The organism is Pseudomonas sp. 910_21 (assembly GCF_052850735.1).
The window spans coordinates 142968-158052 of record NZ_VXCY01000004.1 but is presented as its reverse complement, the minus strand read 5'-3'; the positions used below and the strand labels follow the sequence as shown (position 1 = coordinate 158052).

General features: G+C 62.7%; 14 protein-coding genes. 9 read left to right on the top strand and 5 right to left on the bottom strand.

Annotated features, from left to right (window positions below):
• Window positions 1-72 precede the first annotated feature (72 nt).
• The 9 genes from amaB (at window position 73) to FW796_RS14425 (ending at window position 11117) form a co-directional block, all read left to right on the top strand.
• The gene (gene amaB / locus FW796_RS14465) at window positions 73-1563 is read left to right on the top strand and encodes an L-piperidine-6-carboxylate dehydrogenase (RefSeq protein WP_346634575.1); all 1491 of its coding nucleotides are present in this window, start codon (window positions 73-75) and stop codon (window positions 1561-1563) included.
• 87 nt (window positions 1564-1650) lie between these two features.
• Entirely contained in the window at window positions 1651-2934 is a 1284-nt protein-coding gene (gene amaA / locus FW796_RS14460) for an L-pipecolate oxidase (protein WP_346634576.1), read from the top strand.
• Between the two features lie 364 nt (window positions 2935-3298).
• Entirely contained in the window at window positions 3299-4435 is a 1137-nt protein-coding gene (locus tag FW796_RS14455) for a branched-chain amino acid ABC transporter substrate-binding protein (protein ID WP_016967874.1), read from the top strand.
• Window positions 4436-4596: 161 nt separating this feature from the next.
• A complete protein-coding gene (locus tag FW796_RS14450; protein WP_011058967.1) occupies window positions 4597-5511 on the top strand; it encodes an ABC transporter permease subunit in 915 nt (304 codons plus the stop codon).
• Between the two features lie 2 nt (window positions 5512-5513).
• Complete coding sequence (gene livM / locus FW796_RS14445) at window positions 5514-6809, top strand: high-affinity branched-chain amino acid ABC transporter permease LivM (protein ID WP_236185729.1); 1296 nt, start codon at window positions 5514-5516, stop codon at window positions 6807-6809.
• Window positions 6806-7678, top strand: coding sequence for an ATP-binding cassette domain-containing protein (locus FW796_RS14440; RefSeq protein ID WP_253127652.1), 873 nt, complete (start codon window positions 6806-6808; stop codon window positions 7676-7678). Before livM ends, FW796_RS14440 begins: the two co-directional genes overlap by 4 nt.
• A complete protein-coding gene (locus tag FW796_RS14435) occupies window positions 7675-8391 on the top strand; it encodes an ABC transporter ATP-binding protein (protein WP_346634578.1) in 717 nt (238 codons plus the stop codon). The genes FW796_RS14440 and FW796_RS14435 overlap by 4 nt, the downstream gene beginning before the upstream one ends.
• Window positions 8392-9287: 896 nt before the next feature.
• Window positions 9288-10055, top strand: coding sequence for an SDR family oxidoreductase (locus tag FW796_RS14430; RefSeq protein WP_404938135.1), 768 nt, complete (start codon window positions 9288-9290; stop codon window positions 10053-10055).
• Window positions 10056-10211: 156 nt separating this feature from the next.
• Window positions 10212-11117: a cation diffusion facilitator family transporter gene (locus FW796_RS14425; protein ID WP_346634580.1), complete on the top strand. Its 906-nt coding sequence runs from the start codon at window positions 10212-10214 to the stop codon at window positions 11115-11117.
• 73 nt (window positions 11118-11190) lie between these two features.
• Here the strand turns inward: FW796_RS14425 and FW796_RS14420 are convergent, their stop codons facing one another.
• The 5 genes from FW796_RS14420 to ureE all read right to left on the bottom strand — a co-directional run bounded on the left by FW796_RS14420 (window position 11191) and on the right by ureE (window position 15002).
• Window positions 11191-12330, bottom strand: a complete 1140-nt coding sequence (locus FW796_RS14420) for an AGE family epimerase/isomerase (protein WP_346634581.1) — start codon at window positions 12328-12330, stop codon at window positions 11191-11193.
• Between the two features lie 266 nt (window positions 12331-12596).
• Window positions 12597-13169: a HupE/UreJ family protein gene (locus FW796_RS14415; protein ID WP_346634582.1), complete on the bottom strand. Its 573-nt coding sequence runs from the start codon at window positions 13167-13169 to the stop codon at window positions 12597-12599.
• Between the two features lie 37 nt (window positions 13170-13206).
• Window positions 13207-13821 carry an urease accessory protein UreG gene (gene ureG, locus FW796_RS14410; protein ID WP_047301379.1) on the bottom strand — a complete coding sequence of 205 codons (615 nt, stop codon included), beginning with the start codon at window positions 13819-13821 and terminating at the stop codon, window positions 13207-13209.
• Window positions 13822-13830: 9 nt separating this feature from the next.
• Entirely contained in the window at window positions 13831-14505 is a 675-nt protein-coding gene (locus tag FW796_RS14405) for an urease accessory protein UreF (RefSeq protein ID WP_404938136.1), read from the bottom strand.
• On the bottom strand, window positions 14502-15002 hold the full coding sequence (ureE, locus tag FW796_RS14400; RefSeq protein ID WP_102881992.1) for an urease accessory protein UreE: 501 nt from the start codon (window positions 15000-15002) through the stop codon (window positions 14502-14504). The genes FW796_RS14405 and ureE overlap by 4 nt, the downstream gene beginning before the upstream one ends.
• Window positions 15003-15085: the final 83 nt, after the last annotated feature.

Below are 15085 nucleotides of genomic sequence, written 5' to 3'. Positions count from 1 at the left end.
CTACAACTACAGGCCTTGATGGCCGTCGCAGCGGTCGGTTTTTTTGGCTTTTCATCTGTAAGGAGTGACCCCATGGTTGCCGCATTGCTTGATCGTCTGGGTGTGAACCCGGCCCTGTACCAGTCGGGCACCCAGCCTGTGCATTCGCCGATCGACGGCAGCCGTATCGCCGCAGTGAACTGGCAGGGCGCCGCCGAAGTGGAGCAGCAGGTCAGTCGCGCAGAGCATGCATTCGCCCTGTGGCGCAAAGTACCGGCCCCCCGTCGTGGCGAGCTGGTGCGGCAATTCGGTGAGGTGCTGCGCGAGTACAAGGCCGATCTGGGCGAACTGGTTTCCTGGGAAGCCGGCAAGATCACCCAGGAAGGGCTGGGGGAGGTGCAGGAGATGATTGACATCTGCGACTTCGCCGTCGGCCTGTCGCGCCAGCTCTATGGCTTGACCATCGCCTCCGAGCGCCCCGGTCACCACATGCGTGAAACCTGGCATCCGCTCGGGGTGGTGGGGGTGATCAGTGCCTTCAACTTCCCGGTGGCGGTCTGGGCCTGGAACACCGCCCTGGCGCTGGTTTGCGGCAACCCGGTGATCTGGAAACCCTCGGAGAAGACCCCGCTCACCGCCCTGGCTTGCCAGGCACTGCTGGAGCGCGTGCTGAAGAATTTCCAGGACGCTCCCGAGTACCTGAGCCAGGTGATCATCGGTGGCCGCGACGCTGGCGCCGCCCTGGTGGACGATCCGCGAGTGGCCCTGATCAGCGCCACCGGCAGTACCCGCATGGGCCGTGAAGTGGCGCCGAAAGTGGCCGCACGCTTTGCCCGCAGCATTCTCGAACTGGGTGGCAACAACGCCATGATCCTTGGCCCGAGCGCCGACCTGGACATGGCTGTGCGCGCCATCCTGTTCAGCGCCGTCGGCACCGCCGGCCAGCGTTGCACCACCTTGCGCCGCTTGATTGCCCACGAGTCGGTGAAAGAGGAAATCGTCACCCGTCTCAAGGCGGCCTATTCCAAGGTGCGCATCGGCCACCCTCTGCAAGGCAACCTGATCGGCCCGTTGATCGACAAGCACAGCTTCGAGGCCATGCAAGATGCCCTGGAGCAGGCCCTGAGCGAGGGCGGCCGGGTGTTCGGTGGACAGCGCCAGCTGCAGGACCAGTTCCCCAATGCCTATTACGTGTCGCCGGCAATTGTCGAAATGCCGGAGCAGAGTGATGTGGTGTGCAGCGAAACCTTCGCTCCTATCCTCTATGTCATTGGTTACAACGACTTCGAAGAGGCCCTGCGCTTGAACAATGCCGTGCCCCAGGGCCTGTCGTCGTGCATCTTCACCACCGACGTGCGTGAAGCCGAGCAGTTCATGTCGGCGGTGGGCAGCGACTGCGGCATTGCCAACGTCAACATCGGCCCGAGTGGTGCAGAGATTGGCGGCGCCTTTGGTGGCGAGAAGGAAACCGGCGGCGGCCGCGAGTCCGGTTCCGATGCCTGGCGCGGTTACATGCGGCGCCAGACCAACACCGTCAACTACTCCCAGGAGCTGCCATTGGCCCAGGGCATTACCTTCGATTGACCTGGTATCGCCGGTAGGAGCCAGCTTGCTGGCGAACAGCGGCAAACGCGCTTCTTGGTTTGTGGTGGGTTGATTCGGAGTCTGGCAATGGCGTTACGTGAAGAGTGTCTATGGGAAAAACTGACTCCGCAAAGGCCTGACAACGCGCCGCTCAAGGGCGAGCTGACGGCGGATGTGTGCATCATCGGCGCCGGCTTCACCGGTTTATCGGCGGCCGTGCATCTGCTGGAGCAAGGCAAGCGGGTCTGTGTCGTCGAAGCCCACCGCGCCGGGCAGGGCGGTTCAGGGCGCAATGTCGGGCTGGTCAATGCCGGCCTGTGGATTCCCCCGGACGAGATCGAGGCCGGTTTCGGCGAGCAGGTGGGCAGCCAGCTCAACCGCATGCTTGGGGCCGCGCCGTCCCTGGTGTTCAGCCTGGTGGACAAATACCAGATCGATTGCCAGTTGCGCCGCGAAGGCACGTTGCACATGGCCCACAACGCCCGGGGCGAAGCCGACCTGCGCAGCCGTGAAGAGCAATGGAAGCGCCGCGGTGCGCCAGTGGAACTGTTGACCGGTGCCGCCTGTGAAACCGCCACCGGCACCCGGAAGATCGCCGCTGCCTTGCTTGATCGGCGCGCTGGCACCCTCAACCCGATGGCCTACACCACCGGGCTGGCCAAGGCCGCGATCAAGCTCGGCGGCCAGTTGTTCGATCATTCCCCCGTCACCCGCCTGGAACGCCAGGGCCAGCGCTGGTCGGTGCAGACCGACCAGGGTTCGGTGCTGGCCGAGCAGGTGGTGATTGCCTCCAATGCCTACACCGAAGGCGACTGGACCGAGCTGCGGCGCAACTTTTTCCCCGGCTACTACTATCAGGTCGCCTCGGCGCCGCTCACCGAAGAGGCCGCCCGGCAGATCCTGCCCGGGGGCCAGGGCTCCTGGGATACCCGCCAGGTGCTGAGCAGCATTCGGCGCGATGCCGATGGCCGCTTGTTGCTGGGCAGCCTGGGCAACGGCAACCAGAAACCCCTGTGGTTCCTCAAGGCCTGGGCCGACCGAGTGCAGCAGCATTACTTCCCCTACCTCAAGCCGGTGCAGTGGGAATCCACCTGGACCGGCTGCATTGCCTTTACCCCCGATCACTTGATGCGTCTGTTCGAACCGGCCCCCGGCCTGGTGGCAGTCACCGGTTACAACGGCCGTGGCGTAACCACCGGCACCGTGGTCGGCAAGGCCTTCGCCGACTACTTGTGTAACGGCAATCCCCAGGCCCTGCCGATTCCCTTCGCCCCCATGCAGCCCCTGGCCGGAGTGGGGCTGCGCAGTTGCCTGTACGAGGCCGGATTCTCCCTCTACCACGCGGGCCAGTGCCTGCGGATCGTCATCTGAACAAGGAAATAAACAGTCGAGGACGACGCTTTTCGATGCAGCGACTAGCCTGTAATGGTGCGGCTCGTAGCAGTCTCGCACCAGCAGTGTGCAGTTCGGTGACGCGGGCTGTTACAGCAGGGTTGCACGTTGAATTGTGTCGCGGTTGCAATGATGGCACGCATGGGTTGCGCCCATTAAAAAGCAGGGTTTTACCTTCCGCGGTTTAGACGGTTGCACGCCCAATAAAAATGGGCTCGAAACAGTCGAAATAACAATAAGACAGCGACTTTTTTCAGAATAAAAAACCACTGGCACGGCGCTTGCTCTGAGCAATTCTAGTGAAGTCGCAGTGCCAACTAAAAAAACCTTGGAGCACCACCTCATGTCCCAGACGTTTTACAAGAAAGGCTTTCTGGCCCTCGCAGTGGCAACTGCGCTGGGTGTTTCTGCGTTTGCTCAAGCCGACCTGAAGATCGGCGTAGCGGGTCCCATGACAGGCGCCAATGCGGCATTTGGCGAGCAGTACATGAAGGGTGCACAGGCAGCGGCTGACGAGATCAACGCCAAGGGCGGGGTCAACGGCGAGAAGATCGTCCTGGTCAAGGGCGACGACGCCTGCGAACCGAAGCAGGCCGTGGCCGTGGCCAACCGCCTGGTGGACCAGGACAAGGTGGCGGGCGTCGTGGGGCACTTCTGCTCTTCGTCGACCATTCCGGCTTCCGAGGTGTACAGCGACGCCGGTGTGATTGCCATCACCCCGGGCTCCACCAACCCCCAGGTCACCGAGCGTGGCCTCTCCGCCATGTTCCGTATGTGCGGGCGTGACGACCAGCAGGGCATCGTTGCCGGCGACTACATCGTAGACGTGCTCAAGGGCAAGAAAGTCGTGGTGCTGCACGACAAGGACACCTACGGCCAGGGCCTGGCGGACGCCACCAAGGCACAGCTGACCAAGCGCGGCGTGACCCCGGTGCTGTACGAGGGCCTGACCCGTGGCGAGAAAGACTTCAGCGCCGTGGTGACCAAGATCCGCGCTGCCGGTGCCGACGTGGTGTACTTCGGCGGCCTGCACCCGGAAGCCGGTCCGCTGGTACGCCAGCTGCGCGAGCAGGGCCTGAAGGACGTCAAGTTCATGTCCGATGACGGCATCGTTACCGACGAACTGGTGACCACCGCCGGTGGCCCGCAATACGTCGACGGCGTGTACATGACCTTCGGCGCCGACCCACGCTTGCTGCCGGACAGCAAGGCGGTGGTGGATGCCTTCCGCAAGGCTGGCACCGAGCCTGAAGGCTACACCCTGTACGCCTACGCGTCGGTCCAGGCCCTGGCCGCCGGCTTCAACGGCGCCAAATCCAACAAGGGCGAAGACGCCGCCAAGTGGCTCAAGGCCAACCCGGTGAAAACCGTGATGGGCGAGAAGTCCTGGGACGCCAAGGGCGACCTGAAGATCTCCGACTACGTGGTCTATCAGTGGGACAAGGACGGCAAGTACCACCAGCTGGAAAAACAGAAGTGACATGAGTCCGACCGAACCGGTACCACCCCCTGGTACCGGTTCGTACTCGTGCAGTACTTGCCTTTTCTCGTAGAGCTGCACAACGGACGTGTTGCGCGGACCGGTGATCCCTGTCCGTCGCTGACGCCCTGTGCCGTCTCTCAAGTCCGTGAGATTGCGTTATGGATGGTATTTTCCTGCAGCAACTGATCAATGGACTGACCCTCGGGTCTGTCTATGGTCTGATCGCCATCGGCTACACAATGGTCTATGGCATCATCGGCATGATCAACTTCGCCCACGGCGAGGTTTACATGATTTCCGCTTACCTCGCGGCAATCAGTCTGGCTCTGCTGGCCTACTTCGGCATTGAATCCTTCCCGCTACTCATTCTCGGCACCCTGATCTTCACCGTGGTGGTGACGGGGATCTATGGCTGGGTCATCGAGCGCGTGGCCTACAAACCCCTGCGCAACTCCACCCGACTGGCACCGCTGATCAGCGCCATCGGTATCTCGCTGATCCTGCAGAACTATGCGCAGATCAGCCAGGGCGCCAAGCAGCAAGGGGTTCCGACCCTGCTGGCCGGGGCCTGGAAAGTCGATATCGGTACCGGCTTCGTGCAGCTCACCTACACCAAGATCTTCATCCTGGTGGCGGCGTTCGCCGGCATGGCTCTGCTCACCTACATCATCAAGTACACCAAGCTCGGACGCATGTGCCGGGCCACCCAGCAAGACCGCAAGATGGCCTCGATCCTGGGGATCAACACTGACCGGGTGATCTCCTACGTATTCGTCATCGGCGCGGCCATGGCGGCCCTGGCCGGTGTGCTGATCACCATGAACTACGGCACCTTCGACTTCTACGCCGGCTTCGTCATCGGCATCAAGGCGTTCACCGCAGCTGTGCTCGGCGGCATTGGCTCGCTGCCCGGAGCGATGCTCGGCGGGATCATCCTCGGGATCTCCGAGTCGCTGTTCTCCGGCTTGATCAACTCCGACTACAAAGACGTGTTCAGTTTCTCGCTGCTGGTGCTGATCCTGATCTTCCGTCCCCAAGGCCTGCTGGGTCGCCCACTCGTGGCGAAGGTATAAGTATGTCTGCTGCCAATAAACCGATTGATATCAAAAAGAGCGTCATCGACGCCGTACTGGCCGGGCTGATCTCGCTGATCGTGTTCGGTCCCATCGTGGGCGTGGTCCTGGATGGCTACAGCTTCAACCTGGAACCGACCCGGGTCGCCTGGCTGGTGGCGATCGTCATGGCTGGCCGCCTGGCCCTGAGCCTGTTCCTGCAAACCCCCAAGGGCCTGAAGATTCTCCAGGGCTTTGAAAGCACCGGCTCCGGGGTACATGTGCTGGCGCCGGACTACAAGTCGCGGCTGCGCTGGATCATTCCGGCCCTGATCGTGATCGCCATCGTGTTCCCGTTCTTCGCCAACAAGTACCTGCTGACCGTGGTGATCCTCGGCCTGATCTACGTGCTGCTGGGCCTGGGACTGAACATCGTGGTGGGGCTGGCGGGGCTGCTGGACCTGGGTTACGTGGCCTTCTACGCCATCGGTGCCTACGGCCTGGCCCTGGGTTACCAGTACCTGGGCCTGGGCTTCTGGAGCGTGCTGCCCCTGGCGGCGATTGCTGCGGCGCTGGCGGGGTGCATATTGGGCTTCCCGGTGCTCCGAATGCATGGCGACTACCTGGCCATCGTGACCCTGGGCTTCGGCGAGATCATCCGCCTGGTGCTCAACAACTGGCTGTCCTTCACTGGCGGCCCCAACGGCATGCCGGTGCCATCGCCGACTTTCCTGGGCCTGGAGTTCGGCCGCAAGGCCAAGGATGGCGGGGTGCCGTTCCACGAGTTCTTCGGCCTGGAATACAACCCCAACCTGAAGTTCCTGTTCATCTACATCGTGCTGTTCCTGGTGGTGCTGCTGGTGCTGTACATCAAGCACCGGCTGACCCGCATGCCGGTGGGCCGGGCCTGGGAAGCCCTGCGTGAAGACGAGATCGCTTGCCGTGCCATGGGCCTGAACCATGTGCTGGTGAAACTCTCGGCCTTCACCATCGGTGCCTCCACCGCCGGCTTGGCCGGGGTGTTCTTCGCCAGCTACCAGGGCTTCGTCAACCCGTCCTCGTTCACCTTCTTCGAGTCGGCGCTGATCCTCGCCATCGTGGTGCTGGGCGGCATGGGCTCCACGGTGGGCGTGGTAATCGCAGCCTTCGTGCTGACGGTGGCGCCGGAGCTGCTGCGCAGTTTCTCCGAGTACCGGGTGCTGCTGTTCGGCATCCTCATGGTGTTGATGATGATCTGGCGACCGCGAGGGCTGATCCGCATCAGCCGTACCGGGGTGACGCCACGCAAAGGTGCTCTGACTGAGGGGAACGCGCCATGAGCGAATACATTCTTTCGGTCGAAAACCTGATGATGCACTTCGGCGGCATCAAGGCCCTCAGCGACGTCAGCCTCAAGGTCAAGCGCAACTCGATCTTCGCCCTGATCGGTCCCAACGGCGCCGGCAAGACCACGGTGTTCAACTGCCTGACCGGTTTCTACAAAGCCTCCGGCGGGCGTATCGAACTCAATACCCGGGGCCAGCAGACCAACGTCATCAAGCTGCTGGGCGAGCCGTTTCGCGCCAGCGACTTCGTGTCGCCGAAAAGTTTCGCCAGCCGCCTGTACTACAAGATGTTCGGTGGCACCCACCTGGTGAACCGTGCCGGCCTGGCACGGACCTTTCAGAACATTCGCCTGTTCAAGGAAATGTCCGTGGTGGAGAACCTGCTGGTGGCTCAGCACATGTGGGTCAACCGCAACCTGCTGGCGGGCATCCTCAACACCAAGGGCTACCGCAAGGCGGAAAGCGCCGCCCTGGACCACGCCTTCTACTGGCTGGAAGTGGTGGACCTGGTGGACTGCGCCAACCGCCTGGCCGGCGAGCTGTCCTACGGCCAGCAGCGGCGCCTGGAGATCGCCCGGGCCATGTGCACCCGGCCGCAGATCATCTGCCTCGACGAACCGGCCGCCGGCCTCAACCCTCAGGAAACCGAAGCGCTGAGCGCGATGATCCGGCTGCTGCGCGACGAGCACGATCTGACCGTGGTGCTGATTGAACACGACATGGGCATGGTGATGAGTATTTCCGACCACATCGTGGTGCTCGACCACGGCAACGTGATCGCCGAAGGCGGGCCGGAAGCGATCCGCAACGATCCGAAAGTGATTGCCGCCTACCTGGGTGCCGACGAAGAGGAGCTGGTATGAGTCAACCCATACTCCAACTCAAGGACCTGGACGTGTACTACGGCCCGATCCAGGCCCTGAAGAAAGTCTCGATGCACATCAACGAAGGGGAAACCGTGAGCCTGATCGGCTCCAACGGGGCCGGCAAGTCGACCCTGCTGATGTCGATCTTCGGCCAGCCCCGGGCTGAGTCCGGACAGATCCTCTATCGCGGCGTGGATATCACCCACAAGTCGTCCCACTACATCGCCTCCAACGGCATCGCCCAGTCCCCGGAAGGGCGCCGGGTGTTCCCCGACATGACCGTGGAAGAGAACCTGCTGATGGGCACCATCCCCATTGGCGACAAGTACGCCAGCGAAGACATGCAACGCATGTTCGAACTCTTTCCACGGCTCAAGGAACGGCGTACCCAGCGGGCCATGACCATGTCCGGTGGTGAGCAGCAGATGCTGGCCATCGCCCGGGCGTTGATGAGCCGGCCCAAGCTGCTGTTGCTGGATGAACCCAGCCTGGGGCTGGCGCCGATCGTGGTGAAACAGATCTTCGCCACGCTGCGGGAACTGGCGGCCACCGGCATGACCATCTTCCTGGTGGAGCAGAACGCCAACCACGCCTTGAAGCTCTCGGATCGCGCCTATGTGATGGTCAACGGCGAGATTCGCCTGAGCGGCACCGGCAAGGAACTGCTGGTCAACGAGGAGGTGCGCAACGCTTACCTGGGCGGTCACTGACGGCCCGATCTGTGGATAAACCATGCCCCGTCGGTTCACGCCGCCGGGGCATTTTTTATCCACAGTCCCCACCCGCCCTGTAGGAGCTGGCTTGCCAGCGAAACGCCCCTCCCCGATGGCCGCTTATTCAGATGCTGTTGTGTGTTCGAGGTTCGTCGGCAAGCCGGCTCCTACGCGCTTGACGCGCGCATGGGCAAGGGTGCGTTTGCAGAAGGGCAGCCTGCGTCCGACAATTGTGGAAAACATTATTCGCAAGCTGGCAAAGCGCGGCATAAAGACGCTGCAAACAGTTGTTTTTCCACCGTTTTGACTTGTCCCCGTTTGCTGTGGAGCGGGCTGTGGGTAACGTGGGAGTAGCTGGCTGGAGCCCTTTATTTACGTGGCTTGCAAGCAATTGATTGTTTTTTGATCATGGCTTTTTGGGTAACTTGAAGACGCGCTTGTCAACCTTTTTATTGTCGCAGCCGTACCGGTAAAAGACCTTGGACAAGCCTGTGGATAAGTCTGTGACTAAACTCTGGAAAGACTGCTCCGGGCAGCGTCGTTACTGGCCTCTGGCCTTATGCACTTTGACCGTTCGGTCATCTTTTTCGTCGCCACCTGCATGGACCGCCTCTGCGGGTCAAGCAAAAAACTTCCCATGATCCGCTGCAAGCCCTGTGTACAGCGGCTTTGCGAGATTTGCACTTGCCCCCAAAGACTGTGGACCGGCCTGTGGATAAGGTGCGGGCATGTGGCTGCAGGCCGTGCCGGCCATAGCTTTCAGGCATGTGAGCGTTTTTTGTACAGTGACGTCGGATATCCAGCGCTTCTGTTGCCGCCCAGAGCCGGGCCGGGCATGCTGCGAAACGCTTTTTTATCGTAACGGCGGCTCGCCACCCAGCTAGGAGAACACCATGACTTCCACACTGTTCATTACGGGCGCGACGTCCGGTTTTGGCGAAGCCTGCGCCCGGCGTTTTGCCGAGGCCGGCTGGTCGCTGGTGCTCACCGGCCGTCGCGAGGAACGCCTCAACGCGCTGTGCGCAGAGCTGTCCAAGCAGACCGAAGTGCACGGTTTGGTGCTCGATGTGCGGGACCGCAAGGCCATGGAAGCAGCCATCGCCAACCTGCCGCCGTCCTTCAGCAAGCTGCGCGGCCTGATCAACAATGCCGGCCTGGCCCTGGGCGTCGATCCGGCGCCCAAGTGCGACCTGGATGACTGGGACACCATGGTCGACACCAACATCAAGGGCTTGATGTACAGCACCCGTTTGCTGCTGCCGCGGCTGATCGCCCATGGCCGAGGCGCCGGGATCGTTAACCTGGGCTCCATTGCCGGCAACTACCCGTACCCGGGCAGTCACATCTATGGCGCGAGCAAGGCCTTCGTCAAACAGTTCTCCCTGAATCTGCGCTGCGACCTGCAGGGCACTGGCGTGCGGGTCACCAACATTGAGCCGGGCCTGTGCGAAAGCGAGTTCTCCCTGGTGCGTTTTGCCGGTGATCAGGCGCGCTACGACGCCACCTACGCCGGTGCCGAACCGATCCAGCCCCAGGACATTGCCGACACCATCTTCTGGGTCCTCAATACGCCCGCCCACGTCAACATCAACAGCCTGGAGCTGATGCCGGTGAGCCAGACCTGGGCCGGTTTCGCCATCGAGCGCAACGCCAAGTCCTGAAGCTGTCACCTGGAGCGACTACAGTTGGTTGTACTCGGAAACACATAAGCTGATTCGTTTCAGCTGAAGGTCAGCCCCGGCAAGGTAGAATTCCGACCCGAAATTTCGCTGCCGCCTCACTCGAGGCGGTGTTTTTGAAGTTCGATAGGAGGAATTGTGAGTAACCGAGGTGAGCAGGCTCTGCTCAAACAATCGACTGTACTGATGTTCGCCGTGGCGATCGCCGGTATCGTCACAGGTTTTGTTTCTGGCGCCCAATCCATTCTGTTCGATGGATTTTTTTCCCTGATCGCGACCTTCATCAAGGTCCTGATGCTGATCACTGCCAAGCTGATCGCCAAGGAAAGCAATCACCGTTTCCAGTTCGGCTTCTGGCACCTGGAACCCATGGTGCTGCTGATCGAAGGCAGCTTCCTGCTGCTGATCGCTATCTACGCCTTTCTTAACGGTGTGTTCGGCATCATCAATGGCGGCCGGGAGATCGAGCTGGGGATGGTGATCTTTTACGCCGGGTTCTTTGCGGTAACGGAGTTCGCCTACTTCTTCTATGTGCGCCGGCGTAACCGCAAGCTCAAGTCGTCGCTGATCCAGTTCGACAACATCAGCTGGCTGGTGGACGCGATGCTCTCGGTGGGGCTGCTGGTGAGCTTTATCATCGCCTTGCTGCTCAAGCAGTACGGTCATGGCCAGTGGGCGGTGTATGTCGACCCGGCGATCCTGATCCTGCTGGCCCTGAGCATGTTGCCGCCGGCGCTGAAGATCCTGCGTCCGGCCTTGCGTGATGTGCTGGGGATCGCCCCGGACCAGTTGGACGAAAAGGTCCGCAACGTGATGGAGCAGGCCAAGGCCGTCCATGGCTTTGACGACTACATCAGCTACGTGCAGAAGCACGGTCGGGCGCGGTTCATCGAGATCCATATCGTCTTGCCGGCGGACTATCCGCTGCAGGATGTGGCGACTCTGGACCGCTTGCGCGAGGAGATTTCCAGTGAGTTGGGAGAGGCCGACGCAGCGCGTTGGCTGACCATCAGCTTTACCGGGGATCGCAAGTGGATCGCTTGATGGGTGGTGCGCCCTTCGCCGGCCAGCCGGCTCCTACGCGGTGTTTTAGGAGCCTGCTTGCAGGCGAAGGGCTTCAGGCAAAATATTCCGCCAGCCCGCGATAACAGGTCGCCAGGTGATAAGGCGTGGTCGACGGCATATCCCGCCGGCTGACCGCGCCGCTGGCATCCAGGCATTCATTCCAGCCCCCGGCATGCAGAAAATGCGCGTGCAGCGCCTTTAGCTGACGCAGCAAGGGTGCCTGGCTGTCCGCACGCAAGGTGAGGGCGCGCAGGTACTCGGCCTGGGCCCAGATGCGTTGGGTGGCGTCCTTGACGGGGGCTTCCGGTTGCAGCTCAAGCATGGCGCACACCGCGCCGCTCTGCGGATCGACGCCAAGTTGCTCGGTAAAGGCAAAGGCACGGCTCAATGAAGCGTGCAGCGGGCTGCTGCGCAGCAAGGGCGAAGAATCGAGCAGGAAGTACCACTCGAACTGATGCCCTGGCTCGAACCAGTTATCCACAGCCCCCAGGGGTTTCTCCAGCATCACCCCGTGCTGCGGGTCGATGAACTGCTGCTGCATGGCCTGGCACAGCTCCAGAAGTGCGGCTTGTACCGCGGTGTCCTCGCGTACTGCCAGGATCGCGAGGAAGGCTTCGGCCAGGTGCATCAGTGGATTCTGCAGGGGGCCCGAACCCAATACGGACCAGTCCTCGGCCAGGCTGGCTTCGTAGAGGCCGTCGCCCCGGGTGAAGCGCTGGGCCACCACTTCCAGGGCGGCGTTGAGCACCGACTCCACCAGCGGCTCGCGGACCTTGGCCCAGTAATGAGCGCAGGCGAAGAGGATAAAGGCGTGGGTATAAAGGTCCTTGCGGCGATCCAGCGGCGCGCCTTCTGGGTCGATGCTGTAGAACCAGCCACCGTGCTCGGCGTCGTGGAAGTGCCGCTGCAGCGAGCGGAACAGTGCGGCGGCACGCTCCTCGGCAAAGGGGGCGGCGGCATCACCGATCAATTGGGAGAACAGATACAGCTGCCGGGCACAGGCCATGGCTCGGTAGCGCTGCGGCGGCAACGGCTGATGCTCGGCATCCAGCGCCTCATAGGGCAGCGCCAACTGCGGATTCCAGCCCGGGCCTTGCCACAGCGGCACTATCACCTTGTGGAAATGCTGCTGCATGGCGTTGAACAGAGCGCTCGATTCAGGCGAGGTGGCGGAGCGGGATACATCGGGCATTGGCTGGCGTCGTCACGGCAGGTTTGAGTGCGCGACATGTTACCAGAGAAGCCCCACAAGGCGGCTTGCCCGCCGAGCAGGACGTACTGATGGGCGCTGGCTTGCCAGCAAAGACGGCTGAAAGGTCACCTCAGCCTTGTAGGAGCTGGCTTGCCAGCGAAGGCGGCCGAAAGATCACCTCCGTCTTGTAGGAGCTGGCTTGCCAGCGAACGAGGCCCGCAAGACCGTCTTCGCCGGCAAGCCGGCTCCTACAGATGAAGCGGGGATCAGCCTGCCAGCAACCACACGCCCGTAGCGGCCGAGGCCGCGCCGGCCACGCGCACCAGCGGCGCCGCCGCCTGAGGCAGTACTCGCACCACGGCATAACCGGCGGCATGCAGGGCCGCAGTGGCCGCCACAAAGCCGGCGGCATAGGCCCAGGGGCTGGACATGTCCGGCAGTTCCAAGCCGTGGGCCACGCCATGGAACAGGGCAAACAGCGCAGTGGCGGCTAGCGCCAGGCTCAGCGGCGGACGCACTGCCAGGGCCACGGCCAGGCCCAGGGCCAGTACCGAGGCGGCAATCCCGCTTTCCAGGGCCGGCAGGTTCAGCCCTTCGAAGCCCAGCAGGCCGCCAATCAGCATGGTGCCGACAAAGGTGCAGGGCAGCGCCCAGCGCGCCGCACCTTGTTGCTGGGCGGCCCACAGGCCGACAGCGACCATGGCCAGCAAGTGGTCGAGGCCGCCGATGGGGTGACTGATGCCGGCCATCAGGCCGTTGTCGCCGTGGCCCGGGTGGGCGAAGGCCAGGGCCGGGGTCAGCAGCAGCGCCAGGGTGCCGAAGAGAGATTTCAGGGTCATGAGTGGCTTCCTTGTTGAGCTTTTTTCAGGTTCGGTTTCAGGCCGCGGTCAGCAGTCCCTGGCGTTCGATGAAGGCGATGATGTCTTCCAGGCCCTGGCCGGTCTTCTGGTTGCTGAAGACGAACGGCTTGCCGCCGCGCATGCGCTGGGTGTCGCTGTTCATCATCTCCAGAGAGGCGCCCACCAGCGGTGCCAGGTCGATCTTGTTGATCACCAGCAGGTCGGATTTACAGATGCCCGGGCCCCCCTTGCGCGGCAGCTTGTCGCCGGCGGAAACGTCGATCACATAGATCGTCAGGTCCGACAGCTCCGGGCTGAAGGTGGCTGAAAGGTTGTCGCCGCCGGACTCCACCAGGATCAGATCGAGCCCCGGGAAGCGCCGGTTCAACTGGTCCACCGCTTCCAGGTTGATCGAGGCGTCTTCGCGGATCGCAGTGTGCGGGCAGCCGCCGGTTTCCACGCCGATGATCCGCTCCGGCGCCAGGGCTTCATTGCGTACCAGGAAGTCGGCGTCTTCGCGGGTGTAGATGTCGTTGGTCACCACCGCCAGGTTGTAGCGTTCGCGCAGGGCCAGGCACAGGGCCAGGGTCAGGGCGGTTTTTCCGGAGCCCACCGGGCCGCCGATGCCGACGCGCAGAGGTTGTGCGTTCATGAGTTTCTCCTAGGAACGAAACAGGCGGCTGTACTGGCGCTCGTGGGCCATGCTCGCCAGGGACAGGCCGAAAGCGGCGCTGCCAAGGTGGTTGGGGTCAAGGTGGGTGGCGTGTCGCTGGGCTTCTTGCAGCAGCGGCAGCAGCTCGCTGGTCAAGCGCTGGGCCGCCTGCTGGCCCAGGGGCAGGGTTTTCATCAGCACCGCCAGCTGGTTTTCCAGCCAGCTCCAGAGCCAGGCGGCCAGGGCATCTTCGGGGTTGATGTGCCAGGCGCGGGCGGCCAGGGCCCAGCCCAGGGCCAGGTGCGGTTCGTTCTGGTGCGCCAGCAGTTCCCGGGCGCCGCTGTCCAGCTCCGGCAGGCCTTCGAGCAATTGCTTGAGGGAATAGCCCATCTGCCGGCTTTCCTGGTACAGCTCGCGGGTTTCACGGCTGGCCCGGTGCTCTTCGCAGAGTTGCTGGAGCCTGGTCCAGTCCTGATCCGCGGCGGCCTGGCAGTGGGCGAGCAGCAGTGGAGCCTCGAAGCGCGCCAGGTTGAGCAGCAACTGATCACTGATCCAGCGCCTGGCACTGTCCGGGTCGTTCACCCGTTGTTGCTCCACTGCCATCTCCAGTCCCTGTGAATAGCTGTAGCCACCGATCGGCAACTGCGGGCTGGCCAGGCGCAGCAGGGCCCAGGCTGGGTTCATTGACGGACGCCGAACTGGTGCAGGCGCGGCGGGTAGTTGAAGTCTTCATCGCCGTGGCGGGAATGATGGTGGCCGCCACCGTAGGCGCCGTGTTCGGGCTGGAACGGCGCCTCGATGGTTTCAGTGCTGGCGCCCAGTTGTTCGAGCATGGCCTTGAGCACGTAGTCATCGAGCAGGCGCAGCCAGCCATCGCCCACTTGCAGGGCGACGTGGCGGTTGCCCAGATGATAGGCGGCGCGGGTCAGTTCGAAGGCATTGCGGCAGGTGACATGGAGCAGGGTTTCCGGGCGGGCGCAGACCTTGACGATGCGTCCGTCCTCGGCCGCCAGGAACTCGCCGTCATGCAGGGGGGGCTGGCCGCGCTCCAGAAACAGGCCGACGTCTTCGCCTGTGGCACTGAAACAGCGCAGGCGGCTTTTGCTGCGAGCCTCATAGGTGAGGTGCAGCTCGGCGGACCAGGTGGCTTGGGGTTCGGTTCTGCGGTGGATCACCAGCATCGGAAAGCTTCCAGCTATGAGCGATGCACAAGCCAGAGCAAGGGCCTTGCCAATCGCCCGGAGGAGAGGAAAAACCCTTTGTC

What these genes read in the sequence shown, in the direction of transcription:
- amaB (WP_346634575.1), top strand. Translation starts at nt 73, where the DNA reads ATGGTTGCCGCATTGCTTGATCGTCTGGGTGTGAACCCGGCCCTGTAC.
- FW796_RS14420 (WP_346634581.1), bottom strand. Translation starts at nt 12,330, where the DNA reads ATGCCCGATGTATCCCGCTCCGCCACCTCGCCTGAATCGAGCGCTCTG.
- ureE (WP_102881992.1), bottom strand. Translation starts at nt 15,002, where the DNA reads ATGCTGGTGATCCACCGCAGAACCGAACCCCAAGCCACCTGGTCCGCC.
- FW796_RS14440 (WP_253127652.1), top strand. Translation starts at nt 6,806, where the DNA reads ATGAGCGAATACATTCTTTCGGTCGAAAACCTGATGATGCACTTCGGC.
- FW796_RS14455 (WP_016967874.1), top strand. Translation starts at nt 3,299, where the DNA reads ATGTCCCAGACGTTTTACAAGAAAGGCTTTCTGGCCCTCGCAGTGGCA.
- FW796_RS14415 (WP_346634582.1), bottom strand. Translation starts at nt 13,169, where the DNA reads ATGACCCTGAAATCTCTCTTCGGCACCCTGGCGCTGCTGCTGACCCCG.
- livM (WP_236185729.1), top strand. Translation starts at nt 5,514, where the DNA reads ATGTCTGCTGCCAATAAACCGATTGATATCAAAAAGAGCGTCATCGAC.
- ureG (WP_047301379.1), bottom strand. Translation starts at nt 13,821, where the DNA reads ATGAACGCACAACCTCTGCGCGTCGGCATCGGCGGCCCGGTGGGCTCC.
- FW796_RS14450 (WP_011058967.1), top strand. Translation starts at nt 4,597, where the DNA reads ATGGATGGTATTTTCCTGCAGCAACTGATCAATGGACTGACCCTCGGG.
- FW796_RS14405 (WP_404938136.1), bottom strand. Translation starts at nt 14,505, where the DNA reads ATGAACCCAGCCTGGGCCCTGCTGCGCCTGGCCAGCCCGCAGTTGCCG.
- FW796_RS14435 (WP_346634578.1), top strand. Translation starts at nt 7,675, where the DNA reads ATGAGTCAACCCATACTCCAACTCAAGGACCTGGACGTGTACTACGGC.
- FW796_RS14430 (WP_404938135.1), top strand. Translation starts at nt 9,288, where the DNA reads ATGACTTCCACACTGTTCATTACGGGCGCGACGTCCGGTTTTGGCGAA.
- amaA (WP_346634576.1), top strand. Translation starts at nt 1,651, where the DNA reads ATGGCGTTACGTGAAGAGTGTCTATGGGAAAAACTGACTCCGCAAAGG.